Source organism: Amycolatopsis sp. NPDC114484 (assembly GCF_055633755.1).
The window spans coordinates 109,965-125,353 of sequence record NZ_JBVKDQ010000016.1; the positions used below are offsets into that span (position 1 = coordinate 109,965).

Here is a 15,389-nt window from a genome sequence, read left to right on the forward strand (position 1 = left end):
AGTGCGATGAACGCGAAAACGTACCAGATCCGCACGTTCGGCTGCCAGATGAACGTGCACGACTCCGAACGGCTCGCCGGGCAGCTCGAGGAAGCCGGCTACGTCCCCGCCGCGGGGCCGTCGAAGCCGGATCTGGTCGTGTTCAACACCTGCGCCGTGCGGGAGAACGCGGACAACAAGCTCTACGGCACCCTCGGGCACCTCCGTCCGGACAAGATCGCCAATCCGGACATGCAGATCGCCGTGGGCGGCTGTCTCGCGCAGAAGGACCGCGGCGACATCGTCAAGCGCGCGCCGTGGGTCGACGTCGTCTTCGGGACGCACAACATCGGCTCGCTGCCGACGCTGCTGGAGCGCGCGCGGCACAACGCCGAGGCCGAGGTCGAAATCCTCGAATCGCTCGAGACGTTCCCCTCGACGCTGCCCGCGCGCCGCGAATCGTCCTACGCGAGCTGGGTGTCGGTTTCGGTCGGCTGCAACAACACCTGCACGTTCTGCATCGTGCCGTCGCTGCGCGGCAAGGAGCGCGACCGCCGTCCCGGCGAGATCCTCGCCGAGGTCGAGGCGCTGGTCGCCGAGGGCGTGCTCGAGGTGACCCTGCTGGGCCAGAACGTGAACTCCTACGGCGTCGAGTTCGGCGACCGGCTCGCGTTCGGCAAGCTGCTGCGCGCCACCGGCGGGATCGACGGCCTGGAGCGCGTGCGGTTCACCTCGCCGCATCCGGCCGCGTTCACCTCGGACGTCATCGACGCGATGGCCGAGACGCCGAACGTCTGCCACCAGCTGCACATGCCGCTGCAGTCCGGTTCGGACCGGGTGCTGCGCGAGATGCGCCGCTCGTACCGGTCGACGCGGTTCCTGAACATCCTCGACGAGGTGCGCGCCAAGATGCCGGACGCCGCCATCACCACCGACATCATCGTCGGCTTCCCCGGCGAGACCGAGGAAGACTTCCAGGCGACGCTCGACGTCGTCCGCGCCGCGCGGTTCTCCAGCGCGTTCACCTTCCAGTACTCCAAGCGCCCCGGCACGCCCGCCGCGGAGATGGACGGGCAGCTGTCGAAGGAGGTCGTGCAGGAGCGCTACGACCGGCTGGTCGAGCTGCAGAACGAGATCTCCTGGGAAGAGAACCGCAAGCTGGTCGGCAGGCGGGTCGAGCTGCTGGTCGCCGCGGGCGAAGGCCGCAAGGACGCGGAGACGCACCGGATGAGCGGGCGCGCCCGCGACGGCCGGCTGGTGCACTTCACGCCGTCCGGTTCGGCTGTCGACCGCTCGGTCCGGCCGGGCGACGTCGTGGAGACGGTGATCAGCTACGGCGCGCCGCACCACCTCGTCGCGGACGGCGACCTCCTGACGCATCGCCGCACGCGAGCGGGCGACAACGCCGAAGCCGGTCTTCGGCCCAAGACGAGCGGGGTCACCCTGGGACTGCCGGGCTTCGGAGCCCCGGCGGCGCAGCCGGCCCCGGTGAGTGGGTGTGCAGGATGAGCGAACCGGGAACGCCGGCCGAGGTCGACCGGCGCCTCAGCGACGAGATCGACGAGGCGGGCCGCCACGCCGCGCGCACGGTCGAGCTGGGCAGGCGCGGCTTCACCATCTCGGTGCTGATGTTCGTGCTGCTCGTGGCCCAGATCCTGCCGTGGGCGCAGGGCCGCGCGGGCTGGGAGACGCTGGCCGGCGAGGCGGCCGGGGTCCCGCAGCTGTTCGCCGCGACGTCCACCGGTGTCGGCGTGTTCATCGGCGCGGTCGCGCTCGTGTCGCGCCGCTGGTGGGTCGCGTGGTGCTGCGCCGCGGGCGGCTGGTTCGCCTCGGTCGACGGCCTGCTGGCGATCTGGTCGCAGCAGTCCGCGCACGCCAGCGGAGCGGCCGGAGACGGTCCGGGAATCGGGATGATCGTGGCGTGGATCGCGACCATCATCCTGGCGACGCTGTGGATGCGGACCGCGTTCTCGCGCACCTGATCGCTTCTGGCAAAGGTCCGTGAGGGTTCCCCTCACGGACCTTTGACCCGGCGTCTCGGGCCAGGCGGCACCTTCGGGCTGGGCCGACGTACCGCGAATGCACCTGTAGTGCCGCCTTGAGTTGCTGGCATGGGAATCAGAACGGCTTTGGAGCCGGGCAGCGAAAACGGCCGGTACCCAGCGGTACCGGCCGTTTCGTGAGCTGAGTCAGCGATCGGCGACCGCGGCTTCCGCGGCCTCCATCCATTCCCGCCACTGAGCGGCCTGCTCATCAGCCTTCTTCGCCCGCCGCTCGTCCCCGGCGGCCCTGGCCTTCGCGGCTTGCGATTCGAACTGCTCGACCCGCTCGCGGAACTGCGCGGCACGCGCCTGCGCCTCCGGGTCGGTGCGGCGCCAGCGGCTGTCCTCGGCCGACTTCACCGCGTCCTGCACCGCCTTGAGCCGTCCGTCCAGTTCGCGGATGCGTTCGCGCGGGACCTTGCCGATCTCGTCCCACTGCTCCTGGATCCGGCGCAGCGCCGACTTGGCTGCCTCGAAGTTCGCCGCCACATCGATCTTCTCGGCCTCGACCAGCAGCTCTTCCTTGCGCTGGGCGTTGCCGGAGAACTCCGCGTCGCGCTCGGAGAACACGGCCGAGCGGCGGGCGAAGAACGCGTCCTGCGCCGCGCGGAACCGCTGCCACAGCGCCTCGTCGCTGTCCTTCGGCGCGCGTCCGGCGGCCTTCCACTCGGCCATCAGGTCCTTGTACCGGCCCGCGGTGGCGCCCCAGTCGTCCGATTCGGAGATCGACTCGGCCTCGGCGATCAGCTCTTCCTTGCGCTGCTTCGCGCTCGCCCGCTGCTTGTCCAGTTCGGCGAAGTGCGAGCCGCGGCGGCGGTTGAACGCCTCGCGCGCCTTCGAGAACCGCTTCCACAGCTCGTCGTCGGTCTTGCGGTCGACGCCCTTGACCGTCTTCCACTCGTCGAGGATCGCGCGCAGCCGGTCGCCGGCGGCCTTCCACTGCGTGGAATCGGCGGCGATCTTCTCCGCCTCGTCGGCCAGCGTCTGCTTCCGCGCGACCGCCGCGGCCCGGGCTTCCTCGCGCTCGTGCTTGACGTTGACCAGAGCCTTCTCCGCCAGCCCGATCACGAACTCGAGCCGCGCGGCGAGCGCCTTCAGATCGCCGACCACGGCCGCCTCGCCGAGCCCGTCGCGGATCTGGGTGGCGCTCGAAAGCGCGTGCTTCGGGTCGCCCGCTCCGGAGTTCAGCCGCGTTTCGAGCAGTTCGACCTCGGTGCGCACGTCGTCGAAGCGGCGCGCGTAGTGCAGCAGGCCTTCCTCGGGCGTGCCGGCCTGCCAGACCCCGACCTCGCGTTCGCCGTCGGCGGTGAAGACGTAAACAGTGCCTTCCCCGTCGACCCGGCCCCAGGTGGCGGGGGCGGGCTCGGCGGGCGGCACCGGAGGCGCGGCATGGCCGGCACCGTGCGCGTGCGGCACCGGGTGCGGTGCCGGGGTGCCGGGGGACGTGTTCTCCTGGGCCATCGCAGGCTCCTTATCGCCTGTACGCCCGCGGCTGCGGGCGCCCCGCCGCGTGAGCGGGGCCGGGTTACGCTGTTGTCGTGCTCTGCCGGGGGCATGGGGCCCCAGCGGCATTCAAGCAGCTCAGCGCGCGCCGTGGTACTGGATGAGCCGCCTGAAAGCGTTGATCCTACTTCTCCTTGACGCTCCGTGCCCGCGTCCCGCCCCGGCCGGGTAGCGTTTCCCAGCGTGATCAGCCCTGCGAGGCGGCCCCGTCCGGTGGCCGTCGTCGGCCCCACCGCCACCGGGAAGACGGCGCTGGCCGTCGAGCTGGCGCTGGCGCTGGACGGCGAGGTGGTGAACGCCGACGCGCTCCAGCTCTACCGGGGCATGGACATCGGCACCGCCAAGGCGACCCCGGAAGAACGGCGAGGGGTCCCGCACCATCTGCTGGACGTACTCGACGTGACCGAGACCGCCTCGGTCGCCGCCTATCAGCGTGATGCCCGCAGCACGATCGAGCGGATTCTCGAAGCGGGCCGGGTTCCGGTGCTGACCGGCGGCTCGGGACTGTACGTGCAAGCGGTCCTGGACGACCTCCGTTTCCCCGGCACCGACCCCGCGGTGCGCGCGCGGCTCGACGAAGAGGCCGCCGAACTCGGCACCCCCGCGCTCTACACCCGGCTGGGGGAGCGCGACCCGGCCGCCGCGGCGGCGATCCTGCCCACGAACACCCGCCGCATCGTGCGCGCGCTGGAGGTCATCGAGATCACCGGAGAGCCGTTCTCCGCGAATCTGCCGAAGCCGGGCCCGGCGCGCTGGGACACCGTGCTGATCGGGGTCGACCGCGAGGTCGCCGAACTGGACGAGCGCGTCGACCTGCGGGTGGAGCGGATGTTCGAGGGCGGCCTCGTGGACGAGGTGCGCGCGTTGCTCGGCCGGGGTTTGCGGGACGGGAAGACCGCTTCGCGGGCGCTCGGCTACCAGCAGGTGCTGGCCGAACTGGACGGCGAAGGCGACTTCGCGGCGGCCGCGGCGGCGACCGCGCAGGCCACTCGCCGGTTCGTCCGGCGGCAGCGTTCGTGGTTCCGGCGGGACAAGCGGATCCAGTGGTTCGACGGCGGATCGGCGGACCTGGCCGCGCGGGTCCTCGCCGCGCTCGACAAGTAGCCTGGACGCATGGGCGGCATCGAATTCCTCAAGGGCCACGGCACGCAGAACGACTTTGTGCTGCTGCCTGACGCGGCTGGCCGCCTCGACCTGACCGCCGAGCGAGTCGCCGCGCTGTGCGACCGGCAGCGGGGCCTCGGCGCGGACGGCGTGCTGCGCGTCGTGCGGGCGAAGGCGATCGGCGAAGAGTCGGCTGGCGAGTGGTTCATGGACTACCGCAACGCGGACGGTTCGATCGCCGAGATGTGCGGCAACGGCACCCGCGTTTTCGCGCGCTACCTGGTCGACGCCGGACTGGAGCCGGACGGCGGGTTCGTCATCGGCACCCGCGCGGGCGACCGGCCGGTCGTGGTGCACCCGGACCGTTCGGTCACCGTCCAGATGGGCCCGGCGGCGATCACCGGCACGTCGGTCACCGTGGTGGCCGGGCAGCCGTTCTCCGGGGTCGCGGTGAACGTCGGAAACCCGCACCTGGTGTCGGTCACCGACACCGACATCGCCGGTCTCGACCTGCGCGACCAGCCCGATTTCGACCACGACGTCTTCCCGGCGGGCGTCAACCTGGAGTTCGTCAACGTGCTCGGCGAGGGCGCGCTGCGGATGCGCGTCCACGAGCGCGGCGTGGGGGAGACGCGGGCCTGCGGCACCGGCACGGTCGCCGCGGTGGCCGCCTCGCTGCACCTCGCGGGCAAGGACACCGGCGAGTCCACAGTGGACATCCCGGGCGGCCGGGTGTCGGTCACGATCGGACGCGGCGAATCGACGCTGTCCGGGCCGGCCGAGATCGTGGCCCGCGGCGAGCTGGACGAAGCCTGGTGGCTCGCCGCGGGCGCTTGATCAGCTGATCGTCACCGCCACCGAGAGTTCGCCTTCCTGGGTGGCCACGGTGTTCACCACCCCGGCGATCCGCACGTCCTCGGCGATTCCGGCGAAGCCTTCGAGCACGTCCGCCGGAGCGGTGACCGACAGCGTCTCGACGGCGGTCCGCATCGACACCTTCGCGTCGGTCTTGGCCCGGCGCACGGCAGCGATCACGGAACCGGCCAGCGGTGGCAATGTGACGTCTCCGTCGACGTCCGGTGCGGTCGGCCAGGACGCCTGGTGCACCGAACCTTCCTGCCACCACGACCAGATCTCTTCGGCGGAGAACGGAAGCACCGGCGCGAACATCCGCACCAACGCCGACAGCACCGTCCGCAGCGCCACCTGTGCCGATTCAGCTGCCTCCGCACCGAGGCCGCCGTACGCGCGGCCCTTCACCAACTCCACGTAGTCGTCGCAGAAGGTCCAGAAGAACGTCTCGGTCACCTGCAACGCACGCGCCTGGTCGAGCGCCTCGAACGCGGCTGTCGCTTCCTCGATCACCTTCGCCAGCGCGGCGAGAACGGACCGGTCCAGCGGCTCCGTCGCGACCGACTCGGCCGCCGGGGTCCCGAGGCCGAGCACGAACCGGCTCACGTTCAACAGCTTCGTCGCCAGCCGTCGCCCGACCTTCATCTGGCCTTCGTCGACCGCGGTGTCCACGCCCGGCCGCGCGCTCGCCGCCCAGTAGCGCACCGCGTCGGAACCGTGCCGTTCCAGCAGATCCGCCGGGGTGACGACGTTGCCGACCGACTTCGACATCTTCTTGCGGTCCGGGTCCAGCACCCAGCCGGAAATCACCGCGTCCCGCCACGGGAGCACGCCTTCCTCCAGTTCGGCGCGGACGGCGGTGGAGAACAGCCAGGTGCGGATGATCTCGTGCGCCTGCGGCCGCAGCGAGAACGGGAACACGCGGCGGAACAGGTCGTCGTCGATGCTCCAGCGTCCGGCGATCTGCGGCGTCAGCGACGACGTCGCCCAGGTGTCCATCACGTCGGCCTCCGCGACGAACCCGCCGGGCACGCCGCGTTGCTCCTCGGTGTAGCCGGGCGGAACGTCGGTGCTCGGGTCCACCGGCAGGCTCGCGTCGCCGGGCACCAGGACCGCGTCGTGGTCCGGCTCGCCGTCGGCGTCCAGCGGGTACCAGACCGGGATCGGCACACCGAAGAACCGCTGGCGGCTGACCAGCCAGTCGCTGGTCAGGCCCTCGACCCAGCTGCGGTAGCGGACCTGCATGTGCGGCGGGACCCAGTTCAGCTCCTCGCCGCGCTCCAGCAGTTTCGCGCGCAAGGCGTCGTCGCGGCCGCCGTTGCGCAGGTACCACTGCCGGCTGGTGACGATTTCCAGCGGCTTGTCGCCCTTTTCGTAGAACTTCACCGGATGCGTGATCGGCCTCGGCTCGCCGCGCAGTGCGCCCGCTTCCCGCAGGAGGTCCACGACGATCTGGCGTCCAGTGTGGACAGTCTTGCCCGCCAGCTGGGCGTATTTGTCCGCGGGAACCCCGTGCGGAGGATCGGCGCGGAACCGGCCGTCGCGGCCCAGCACCGGACGCGTTTCGAGCTGGAGCGCCCGCCACCAGGTGACGTCCGTCGTGTCGCCGAAGGTGCACACCATCGCGATGCCGGTGCCCTTCTCCGGATCGGCGAGGTGATGCGCGTGCACCGGCACCTCGACCCCGAACACCGGCGTGCGCACGGTCTTCCCGAAAAGGCCTTGGTACCGCTCGTCGTCCGGATGCGCGACGAGCGCGACGCACGCGGGCAGCAATTCGGGCCGGGTAGTGGAGATCAGCACTTCGCCGTCGTCGCTGGCGAACGCGAGATCGTGATACGCGCCCGGCCGTTCGCGGTCTTCCAGCTCCGCCTGGGCGACAGCGGTGCGGAAGGTGACATCCCACAGCGTCGGGGCTTCGGATTGGTATGCCTCGCCGCGCGCGAGGTTGCGCAGGAACGCGCGCTGCGAGATCTCCGTGGTCGCCGGATCGATCGTTTGGTAGGCCAGCGTCCAGTCCACCGAAAGCCCGATGCTCCGCCAGACCTCCTCGAAGACCTTCTCGTCGGTTTCGGTCAGCTCGAGGCACAGCTCCACGAAATTGCGCCGCGACACCGGAATGGCGTTCTTGCCGGGCTTTTCCGGCGGCGCGAAGGACGGGTCGTAAGGCAGTGACGGCTCGCAGCGCACGCCGAAATGGTTCTGCACGCGGCGTTCGGTGGGCAGGCCGTTGTCGTCCCACCCCACCGGGTAGAAGACCGAACGGCCGCGCATCCGTTGGTAGCGCGCGAGAACGTCGGTGTGCGTGTAGGAGAAGACGTGCCCGATGTGCAGCGATCCGCTCGCGGTCAGCGGCGGCGTGTCGATCGAGTAGACGTCCGGGCGCGCGCGGTCGAACCGGTATACGCCTTCGCGTTCCCACACCGGTACCCATTTGGCGGCAAGGCCGTCGACGCCGACTTTGTGCGGGATCTTCTCGTTCATGCCCGCACTTTACGGGGCGGGTACAGCTATTTCCGTGCCCGTCGGCAGGTCCCGCATGCGCCGCAGCGGCGAGCAGATCACCCACAGCGCGCCCGCGACCGGCCCGGCGGTCCCGATCGCCAGCGCTCCGGCGAGCCCGAGCCATTCGCCGAGCCCGCCGCCCAGCAGCCCGCCGAGCGGCAGCGCTCCCCACACGATGAACCGGACGCTCGCGTTCATCCGGCCCAGCAGCCGGTCCGGCGTGATCGCCTGGCGGTAGGAAACCTGCGCGATGTTGTAGAGGATCACGCCGAACCCGAACGCGGCCATCCCCAGCCCGGCGAGCACGATCCGCCAGTCCGGCGCGGCGAACAGGACCAGGATCCCGCCCGGCCACAACAGGACCGGGACCAGCCAGATCGACCGGGCCTGCCCGATCTTCCGGATGATCGGCCCGGCGCACAGCGCGGCCGCGATGCCGCCGACGCCGCTCGCCGCGAGCAGCCCGCCGACCTCGGCCGGTTTCAGTCCGGCGGTGCGGGTCAGGTACAGCACCTCGACGGCCTGCACCACTCCGCTGAAAAGGTTCGACGTGGCGGTGCAGGCGACGATCGCGCGCAGCGGCCGGTCGGCGACGACGAACCGCAGGCCTTCCAGCATCTGCGGCACCAGACGGTCGTGCTCAGTGCGCTCGGGGAGGGTTTCGACGGTGCGGATGCGCCACAGGCACAGCGCGGACGTGAGGTAGCCGAGTCCAGTGAGCAGCACAGTGCTGGCCGCGCCGACGAATTGCACGAGCACGCCGGCGAGGCTCGGCCCGGCGATCTGCGCCGACGACTGCACGCCCTGCAGTTTCGCGTTGCCTTCCAGCAGCTTTTCGCGGCCGACCAGCGCGGGCAGATACGCCTGGTAGGAGACGTCGAAGAAGACCGTCGCGAACCCGACGAGCAGGACGACCGCCAGCACCTGCGTCATGGTGAGCACGCCGGCCCACCAGGCGAGCGGGATGCTGAGCAGCAGGATCCCGCGGACCAGGTCGGCGGCGAGCATGAGCGGCCGTTTGCGCATCCGGTCCACCCAGACGCCCGCGGGCAGGCCGACGACCAGGAACCCGAGCGTCTCGGCCATGGTCAGCAGGCCCATCTCGAACGGCGTGGCGGCCAGGGTGACCGCGGCGAGCAGCGGGATGGCAGTGATGCCGACGAACATCCCCAGCTGGCTCGCCGTGTCCCCGGCCCACAGCCTGCGGAAGTCGGCGTGGAAGAACAACGAGTCTCGACGCACCCGATCGAGTGTTGTCGAGTGATTGGAAAGTGTCAATCACTTTGTCTAGGCTGCTCGGATGCCGCTGAACCGACGTCCCTCCACCGAAGCCGAGGCAGCCGCGCTCGCGTCCGGAATACGGCTGCGCATCATCCGGTTGACCTCGTTCGAAGCGATGACGAACAAGGAGCTGGCGGCGCGGCTGCGCCGCGACCCGGCGACCACGCTGCACCACGTGCGACGGCTGGTCGACGCCGGTTTTCTCGTTCCGCAGGAACCGCGCCGGGGCGCGCGAGGGGCGAAGGAGATCCCGTACCTGTCCACCGGGCTTTCGTGGCATCTGGACAACGAGGACGAGAACCCCGTCGCGGTCAACGAGGCGATGCTCGAGGCCTATCTGGCCGAGATGGCGGAGGCCGATCTCACGGAGACGGAGACGACCCGGCTCGTGGTCCAGGTGGGCTCCGAGGACGTCGCGGAGTTCAAGCGGCGGCTCTATGGATTGCTCGAAGAATTCAAAGCCAGGCCTCGCGATCCGGCCTCGGAACGCACGGCCGTGTACGTCTCGGTTTATCCCAGCAGGTAATCCGCTCGGCTCCCGCGCCGAAACGTGGGACCATGGAGGCACGATGACAGAACAGACACACGAAGACTTTTACGACGACAACGACCCCTACGACCCCTCGGTCGGGGAGATGGAGCTCGAGGACCGCGCGTCACTGCGCCGGGTCGCGGGCCTGTCGACCGAGCTCGAGGACATCACCGAGGTCGAGTACCGGCAGCTTCGGCTGGAGCGCGTTGTGCTGGTCGGCGTGTGGACTGAAGGCACTGCCCAGCAGTCCGAGGCGTCGCTGGCCGAACTGGCGCGACTGGCCGAGACAGCGGGCTCGGAGGTGCTCGAAGGCATCGTCCAGCGGCGCCAGAAGCCCGATCCGGCGACCTACGTCGGCTCCGGCAAGGTGCGCGAGCTGCGCGACATAGTCGTGGCGACCGGCGCCGACACGGTGATCTGCGACGGCGAGCTTTCGCCCGGCCAGCTGCGCCAGCTGGAGGAGAAGGTCAAGGTCAAGGTGATCGACCGGACCGCCCTGATCCTCGACATCTTCGCCCAGCACGCCCGTTCCAAGGAGGGCAAGGCGCAGGTCGAGCTGGCCCAGCTGCAGTACCTCGTCCCGCGGCTGCGCGGGTGGGGTTCGGCGCTGTCCCGGCAGGCCGGCGGCCGCGCGGGCGGCGCGAACGGCGGCGTGGGCCTGCGCGGACCTGGTGAGACGAAGCTGGAGACGGACCGGCGGCGGATCAGCAAGCGCGTGGCGAAGCTGCGCCGGGAGATCGCCGCGATGGACACCATCCGCGAGACCAAGCGCGGCAAGCGCGTGGCCAACGAGGTGCCGAGCGTGGCGATCGTCGGCTACACCAACGCCGGCAAGTCGAGCCTGCTCAACGCCCTGACCGGGGCCGGGGTGCTGGTGGAGGACGCGCTGTTCGCCACCCTCGACCCGACCACGCGCCGGGCGCAGACGGCCGACGGGCGCACGTTCACGTTGACCGACACCGTCGGGTTCGTGCGGCACCTGCCGCACCAGCTGGTGGACGCGTTCCGCTCGACGCTGGAGGAGGCGGCCGACGCCGACCTGCTCCTGCACGTCGTGGACGGTTCCGACCCTGCTCCCGAAGACCAGGTCAACGCGGTGCGCGAGGTGCTCGCCGAGATCACCCGCAGCCGCAAGGAGCCGCTCCCGCCGGAACTGCTGGTGATCAACAAGGCCGACGCGGCCGACGCGGTCACCCTGGCCCGGCTGCGGCACGCGCTGGCCGGTTCGGTGCAGATCTCGGCGCGCACCGGTTCGGGCGTGGCCGACCTGGCCGAGGTGCTGGCCGAACGCCTGCCGCGCGCGGAGACGGTGATCGACGTGCTGGTCCCGTACTCGCGGGGCGAGCTCGTGTCGCGAGCGCACGCGGAGGGCGAGGTGCTGGAAGAGGAGCACGTCGCCGACGGCACGCGCCTGCAGGTACGGGTCCGGCCGGACCTCGCCGCGGCTCTGCGGGCGTTCGAGACCAACGCCTCGGCGCTCTGAACGTCTTCCGTAGTGCACGGCCCGAGCGGGTCGTGCACTACGGAGGTGAACTGGTGCGGGTCGTCCTGGCACTGACGGCTGTCCTGATGCTCGCGGGCGCTGTCCCGGCCGCGGCGGCAGCTCCTGCCCCCGAAACGCTGTGCCAGGTCACGGACAAGCGCCTCAACGAACTGTCCGGCCTGGTTTCCGACGGCGAGCAGTGGTACGCCGTCAACGACGGCGGCACCAAGGTGCAGGTCTTCGTCCTGGACCGGAAATGCCAGGTGAAGGACGTCCTGACCGACCCGACTGATCCGTACGACGTCGAAGACCTCGCCCGGGGCAAAGACGGCACTCTCTGGCTCTCGGACACCGGCGACAACCGCGCGAAACGCGAAACGGTCGCCCTGCTGGAACTGAAACCGTCCGGCGGCGCGGCGGTCGTGCATCGCCTGACCTATCCGGACGGTCCGCACGACACCGAAGCCCTGGTCCTGGACCAGTCCGGCACGCCATTCCTGGTGACCAAGGACTTGCTGGGCGTTTCCAAGGTCTACAAGCCTTCGGCTCCGCTGGCAGCTCCCGGCCCGACGAAGCTGGAGCAGGTCGGCACCCTGCGCGTCCGCAGCACCGACACTCCCGGCGGTCCGGTCGGCTCGTTCGGCTCGGCTTTGATTACCGGGGGCGCGACCAGCGCGGACGGCAAAGTCATCGCCCTGCGGACCTACACGGACGCGTACTTGTACGCGGCCCCGGACGGCGACGTCGCGGCAGCACTGCAACGAGAACCGGTGCGGATTCCGCTGCCGAACGAGAAACAGGGCGAAGCCATCGCTTTCGAACCGGACGGCACTCTGCTGTCCGCGAGCGAAGGCGTCGGCGAACCGGTGCGGGCGATCAAGAACGCGACTGGCTTGGTCACTCCGAAGGCGACCGAGCCGAAGCCCGGCGGTGCCGCCACGCCACAACCAGCCACGGAAGACGCTGGCGGTTTCCCGCTCATCCCCGTTGCCGGTGCTGCTGTGGTCGCCGTTCTCGCCGCCTGGTTCCTGCTGGCAAGGAAACGCCGCCGCTCCTGATTCGGCGCACCCTTCCCTCACTCACGCCCGACTCGGGGCACGCGTCCCTCGCCTCGGTCTTGGCTCGGGGCGTCTGCCCTTCGCTCCGGCCTTGACTCGGCGCGCCTGCCTCTCGCTCCGGCCTTGATGCGGGGTGCCTGCCCCCGGCTCCGGCCCATGGCTCGGGGTGCCTGCCCTTCACTCCGGTCCCGACTTGGCCACTCCGGTCCCGACTTGGCGCCCTGCCCCTCGCTCCGGTCCTGACTCGGGGCACCTGCCCCTCGTTCCGGTCCCGACCCGGCGCACCCTTCCCCTCACCCCGGTCCGGGGGAGGGGAAGGAGTCACGACTCAGAGGCGGCGCAGAACCGCCACGACCTTGCCCAGGATCGACGCGTCGTCGCCGGGAATGGGCTCGTAGGCGTCGTTGTGCGGCATCAGCCACACGTGCCCGTCCTTGCGCTTGAACGTCTTCACCGTGGCCTCGCCGTCGATCATCGCGGCGACGATGTCCCCGTTCTCCGCGGCGGGCTGCTGCCGGACGACGACCCAGTCGCCGTCGGTGATGGCCGCGTCGACCATCGAATCGCCGGTGACGCTCAACAGGAACAGCTCGCCCTCGCCGACGATTTCGCGCGGCAGCGGGAAAACGTCCTCGACGGCCTGTTCGGCGAGCACCGGGCCGCCTGCCGCGATCCGCCCGACCAGCGGCACGTACGCCGCCTTAGGCACGGACGGCTGCTGGTCCATCTCGATGCCCATCGGGTTGTCGTCCGTGGACGAGAGCACGCCCACGGCGCGCGGCCGGTTGGCGTCGCGGCGCAGGTAGCCCTTGCGCTGCAGCGCGCGCAGCTGGTGCGACACCGACGACGTGGACGTGAGCCCCACCGCCTCGCCGATCTCGCGCACGCTCGGCGGGTAGCCGAAGCGGCTCACCCACGTGCGAATGACGTCGAGCACTTGCTGCTGGCGGACGGTCAGCGTCTCGTCCACGTCGTACACCTCCGGCATGGCGCTCACCTTCCCCGTGCTCTCGTGGCCGGATTCGCGCGCGGATTGTGCGGACGCCTTGCCTCGCGAGGCCGTCTTGGCCCCCTTCGCCGCGGTGCCCTTCACCGTGTCCTTCTCCAACGCTGCGTCGCCTCCAGCCGTCCCGCGGCCGCCGTGTCGGCGTCCCGCGCGTGTCCGCGTGCGCCGGTCCGGGATCCGCGTTTTCCGCGAACGCCCGTCCGGCGGCACCCGCCGGAGCCGGTCCGGCAGATGTCCTGGTCACCGACGTTAGCCACCGCGCGCGACGATTTCAAACATCTGTTCGATCGACACGCCGTGTCCTCTCGATTTTGTCGGTGCGGGGTGGTAGACCTTCGCACGGACGTTCGATAGAACGCCTGTTCGATCTGGACCGCTGCGGCGCAGGTGTACGGCCCGGACCGGACGGATCCGCAGGTCACGAGGAGGTTCCGTCATGTCGATCCTGGCAGATCGCGGGCTCGTCCGCCCGCTTCGGCCCGTCCCCGCCGACCGTCCCGCCGAGGGCGGCGGTGCGTCGGAAGGGGCGAGCCCGGCCCGGAGGACACCCGGGTCCGGCGGTCCGGCGCGCCGGTCGCGGCGGCGTACGGACAGCATTGACGCCACCCGAAAGGATGGTGTTCCGGAGGATGCCGAGGCCGAACCCGGCGCTGATCCGGGCTCGGCGGCCGGTTCCGCCGAGGTGGTGGAACTTCGCGGCCGGACCGGCGCCCGGCGCGGTCCTGGCGCGGACCGGTCCGGCGAGGGTTCGCGCGGCGAGACCGGCCGCGGCGACTCGCGGCGCGGCCCGGGAGCGGGCGAGTTCCGGGGAGGTTCGCGCGGTGAGCCGGGACGGCGGCGCGCCTGGCGGGCGGCGGCCGAGGCTGGGCTCGTCGGCGGCGAACTGACTGATTCCCGGCGGACCGCGCCGAGCAGTGCGGCTGGTCGCGGTGCCGGGCGAGCCGGTGCGCGGTCGGCGGAGTCCGCCGGTTTCGCACCCGCGGACGAGCGAGGCGCGCGGGTGGCGGAGGGCGAGGTCGCCGAGCTGCGTTCCGGGGCTGTCCGGTTCGCCGAGCGGGCTGGGTTCGAGACCTCGGCCCCCTCCAGGCGAGTCGGATTCCAGACGTCGGCCCCCTCCGAACGGGCTGGGTTCCAGACGTCGTCCCCCTCCGCGGTCGAAACCGAAAAACCCCTGGCCCGCGAGGCTCGCGGCCACACTGCGGTCCGGCACATCTCCGCCGCAGTCGAAACCGAAGAAGCCCCGGCCCGCAAGCCCCGCGACGCTCGCGGCCGCACCGCGGTCCGGCACATCCCCGCCGCCTTCCCGGCCAACCCCGGCCGCACCGCGCGCGAGCGGCGTGGCGAGCCGTTGCGGCCGCCGTCGCGGGCGCGGGTCGTCGCCGGGCGGCGCGGCGGCGTGGCCTGCCAGACCGCGACCCGGCCGTCGGTGCGGTGGCCGTGGCTCTTCGCGATCGCCTTCGCGGCCTGTCTGATCGTCACCGGGCTCGGCGTCTTCGGGGCGGGGGCGGCCAGCGGCCCGGTGCCGTCGCGGACCGCGTCCGTTTCCGTGCAGCCCGGCGATTCGCTCGGCGCGCTCGCCGCCCGGTTCGCGCCGAACGCCGACCAGGGCGCGGTCGTCGAACGCATCAAGGAGCTCAACAACCTCGACGACACCGCGCTGCTGCCCGGCATGCCGCTCACCGTGCCGGTCGCCTGGTCCGGCAACGGTTCGGCGGGGGCACCGGGCGAAGGAGCGGGTTCTGCCGGATCATGACTGTCGGAAACCACCCGGTCGCATCTTGCGCGATCGCTCTTTCACCCTCTCGGGTTTCTTGCGCCCGCCCCGGAGGCGATCTAGGGTCTACCCCTATATCTAGTAGTTACACCGCTGTAGTTGGTCCACAGGTAGGGGTAGACTGGCGGCAGTTGTCCACAGCCGGCCGGCAGTTGCCCACCGGGTGTCCACAAGTCGATCACCAGGCGCGGGGTCGCGCGCGGTGACCGCGGTCCAGGCCGTAGCGTGGCGGCAGGGGCCGGTTGGGACAGGAATCGACCGGCGCGGAGG

At 70.9% G+C, this 15,389-nt stretch carries 12 protein-coding genes; 8 read left to right on the forward strand and 4 right to left on the reverse strand.

The features are described from left to right. The first annotated feature begins 6 nt into the window (after positions 1-6). Together miaB and ACZ7SW_RS32570 are read left to right on the forward strand one after the other, a co-directional pair. Complete coding sequence (miaB, locus tag ACZ7SW_RS32565; RefSeq protein ID WP_470234190.1) at positions 7-1,488, forward strand: tRNA (N6-isopentenyl adenosine(37)-C2)-methylthiotransferase MiaB; 1,482 nt, start codon at positions 7-9, stop codon at positions 1,486-1,488. After that, complete coding sequence (locus ACZ7SW_RS32570; RefSeq protein ID WP_470234191.1) at positions 1,485-1,961, forward strand: Rv2732c family membrane protein; 477 nt, start codon at positions 1,485-1,487, stop codon at positions 1,959-1,961. Before miaB ends, ACZ7SW_RS32570 begins: the two co-directional genes overlap by 4 nt. A 207-nt stretch (positions 1,962-2,168) precedes the next feature. Here ACZ7SW_RS32570 and ACZ7SW_RS32575 read toward each other — a convergent pair whose 3' ends face one another. Then, positions 2,169-3,482 carry a DUF349 domain-containing protein gene (locus ACZ7SW_RS32575; RefSeq protein WP_470234192.1) on the reverse strand — a complete coding sequence of 438 codons (1,314 nt, stop codon included), beginning with the start codon at positions 3,480-3,482 and terminating at the stop codon, positions 2,169-2,171. A 225-nt stretch (positions 3,483-3,707) separates the two neighbouring features. Between ACZ7SW_RS32575 and miaA the strand changes: the two genes are divergently transcribed. Further along, complete coding sequence (gene miaA / locus ACZ7SW_RS32580) at positions 3,708-4,628, forward strand: tRNA (adenosine(37)-N6)-dimethylallyltransferase MiaA (protein ID WP_470234193.1); 921 nt, start codon at positions 3,708-3,710, stop codon at positions 4,626-4,628. Between the two features lie 9 nt (positions 4,629-4,637). Continuing rightward, positions 4,638-5,465 carry a diaminopimelate epimerase gene (gene dapF, locus ACZ7SW_RS32585; protein ID WP_470234194.1) on the forward strand — a complete coding sequence of 276 codons (828 nt, stop codon included), beginning with the start codon at positions 4,638-4,640 and terminating at the stop codon, positions 5,463-5,465. On the opposite strand, the gene valS is transcribed toward dapF, so the two are convergent. Both valS and ACZ7SW_RS32595 read right to left on the reverse strand, forming a co-directional pair. Next, positions 5,466-7,964, reverse strand: coding sequence for a valine--tRNA ligase (gene valS, locus ACZ7SW_RS32590; RefSeq protein ID WP_470234195.1), 2,499 nt, complete (start codon positions 7,962-7,964; stop codon positions 5,466-5,468). Positions 7,965-7,973: 9 nt separating this feature from the next. Next, positions 7,974-9,227: an MFS transporter gene (locus ACZ7SW_RS32595; RefSeq protein WP_470234196.1), complete on the reverse strand. Its 1,254-nt coding sequence runs from the start codon at positions 9,225-9,227 to the stop codon at positions 7,974-7,976. Positions 9,228-9,285: 58 nt separating this feature from the next. Here ACZ7SW_RS32595 and ACZ7SW_RS32600 point away from each other — a divergent pair, with 58 nt between their 5' ends. From ACZ7SW_RS32600 to ACZ7SW_RS32610, 3 genes are read left to right on the forward strand one after another with little or no spacing between them, the layout of a single operon-like run. Then, a complete protein-coding gene (locus tag ACZ7SW_RS32600) occupies positions 9,286-9,792 on the forward strand; it encodes an ArsR/SmtB family transcription factor (RefSeq protein ID WP_470234197.1) in 507 nt (168 codons plus the stop codon). 43 nt (positions 9,793-9,835) lie between these two features. Next, positions 9,836-11,281, forward strand: coding sequence for a GTPase HflX (gene hflX / locus ACZ7SW_RS32605; RefSeq protein WP_470234198.1), 1,446 nt, complete (start codon positions 9,836-9,838; stop codon positions 11,279-11,281). 53 nt (positions 11,282-11,334) lie between these two features. Next, complete coding sequence (locus ACZ7SW_RS32610) at positions 11,335-12,339, forward strand: hypothetical protein (protein WP_470234199.1); 1,005 nt, start codon at positions 11,335-11,337, stop codon at positions 12,337-12,339. Positions 12,340-12,667: 328 nt separating this feature from the next. Here ACZ7SW_RS32610 and lexA read toward each other — a convergent pair whose 3' ends face one another. Then, complete coding sequence (gene lexA, locus ACZ7SW_RS32615) at positions 12,668-13,327, reverse strand: transcriptional repressor LexA (RefSeq protein WP_377872802.1); 660 nt, start codon at positions 13,325-13,327, stop codon at positions 12,668-12,670. 454 nt (positions 13,328-13,781) lie between these two features. Between lexA and ACZ7SW_RS32620 the strand changes: the two genes are divergently transcribed. Continuing rightward, positions 13,782-15,098, forward strand: coding sequence for a LysM peptidoglycan-binding domain-containing protein (locus ACZ7SW_RS32620; RefSeq protein WP_470234200.1), 1,317 nt, complete (start codon positions 13,782-13,784; stop codon positions 15,096-15,098). Positions 15,099-15,389: the final 291 nt, after the last annotated feature.

Coding starts and splice junctions, on each gene's coding strand:
- miaB (WP_470234190.1), top strand. CDS start 7: ATGAACGCGAAAACGTACCAGATCCGCACGTTCGGCTGCCAGATGAAC.
- ACZ7SW_RS32570 (WP_470234191.1), top strand. CDS start 1,485: ATGAGCGAACCGGGAACGCCGGCCGAGGTCGACCGGCGCCTCAGCGAC.
- ACZ7SW_RS32575 (WP_470234192.1), bottom strand. CDS start 3,482: ATGGCCCAGGAGAACACGTCCCCCGGCACCCCGGCACCGCACCCGGTG.
- dapF (WP_470234194.1), top strand. CDS start 4,638: ATGGGCGGCATCGAATTCCTCAAGGGCCACGGCACGCAGAACGACTTT.
- valS (WP_470234195.1), bottom strand. CDS start 7,964: ATGAACGAGAAGATCCCGCACAAAGTCGGCGTCGACGGCCTTGCCGCC.
- ACZ7SW_RS32600 (WP_470234197.1), top strand. CDS start 9,286: ATGCCGCTGAACCGACGTCCCTCCACCGAAGCCGAGGCAGCCGCGCTC.
- hflX (WP_470234198.1), top strand. CDS start 9,836: ATGACAGAACAGACACACGAAGACTTTTACGACGACAACGACCCCTAC.
- lexA (WP_377872802.1), bottom strand. CDS start 13,327: ATGCCGGAGGTGTACGACGTGGACGAGACGCTGACCGTCCGCCAGCAG.
- ACZ7SW_RS32620 (WP_470234200.1), top strand. CDS start 13,782: ATGTCGATCCTGGCAGATCGCGGGCTCGTCCGCCCGCTTCGGCCCGTC.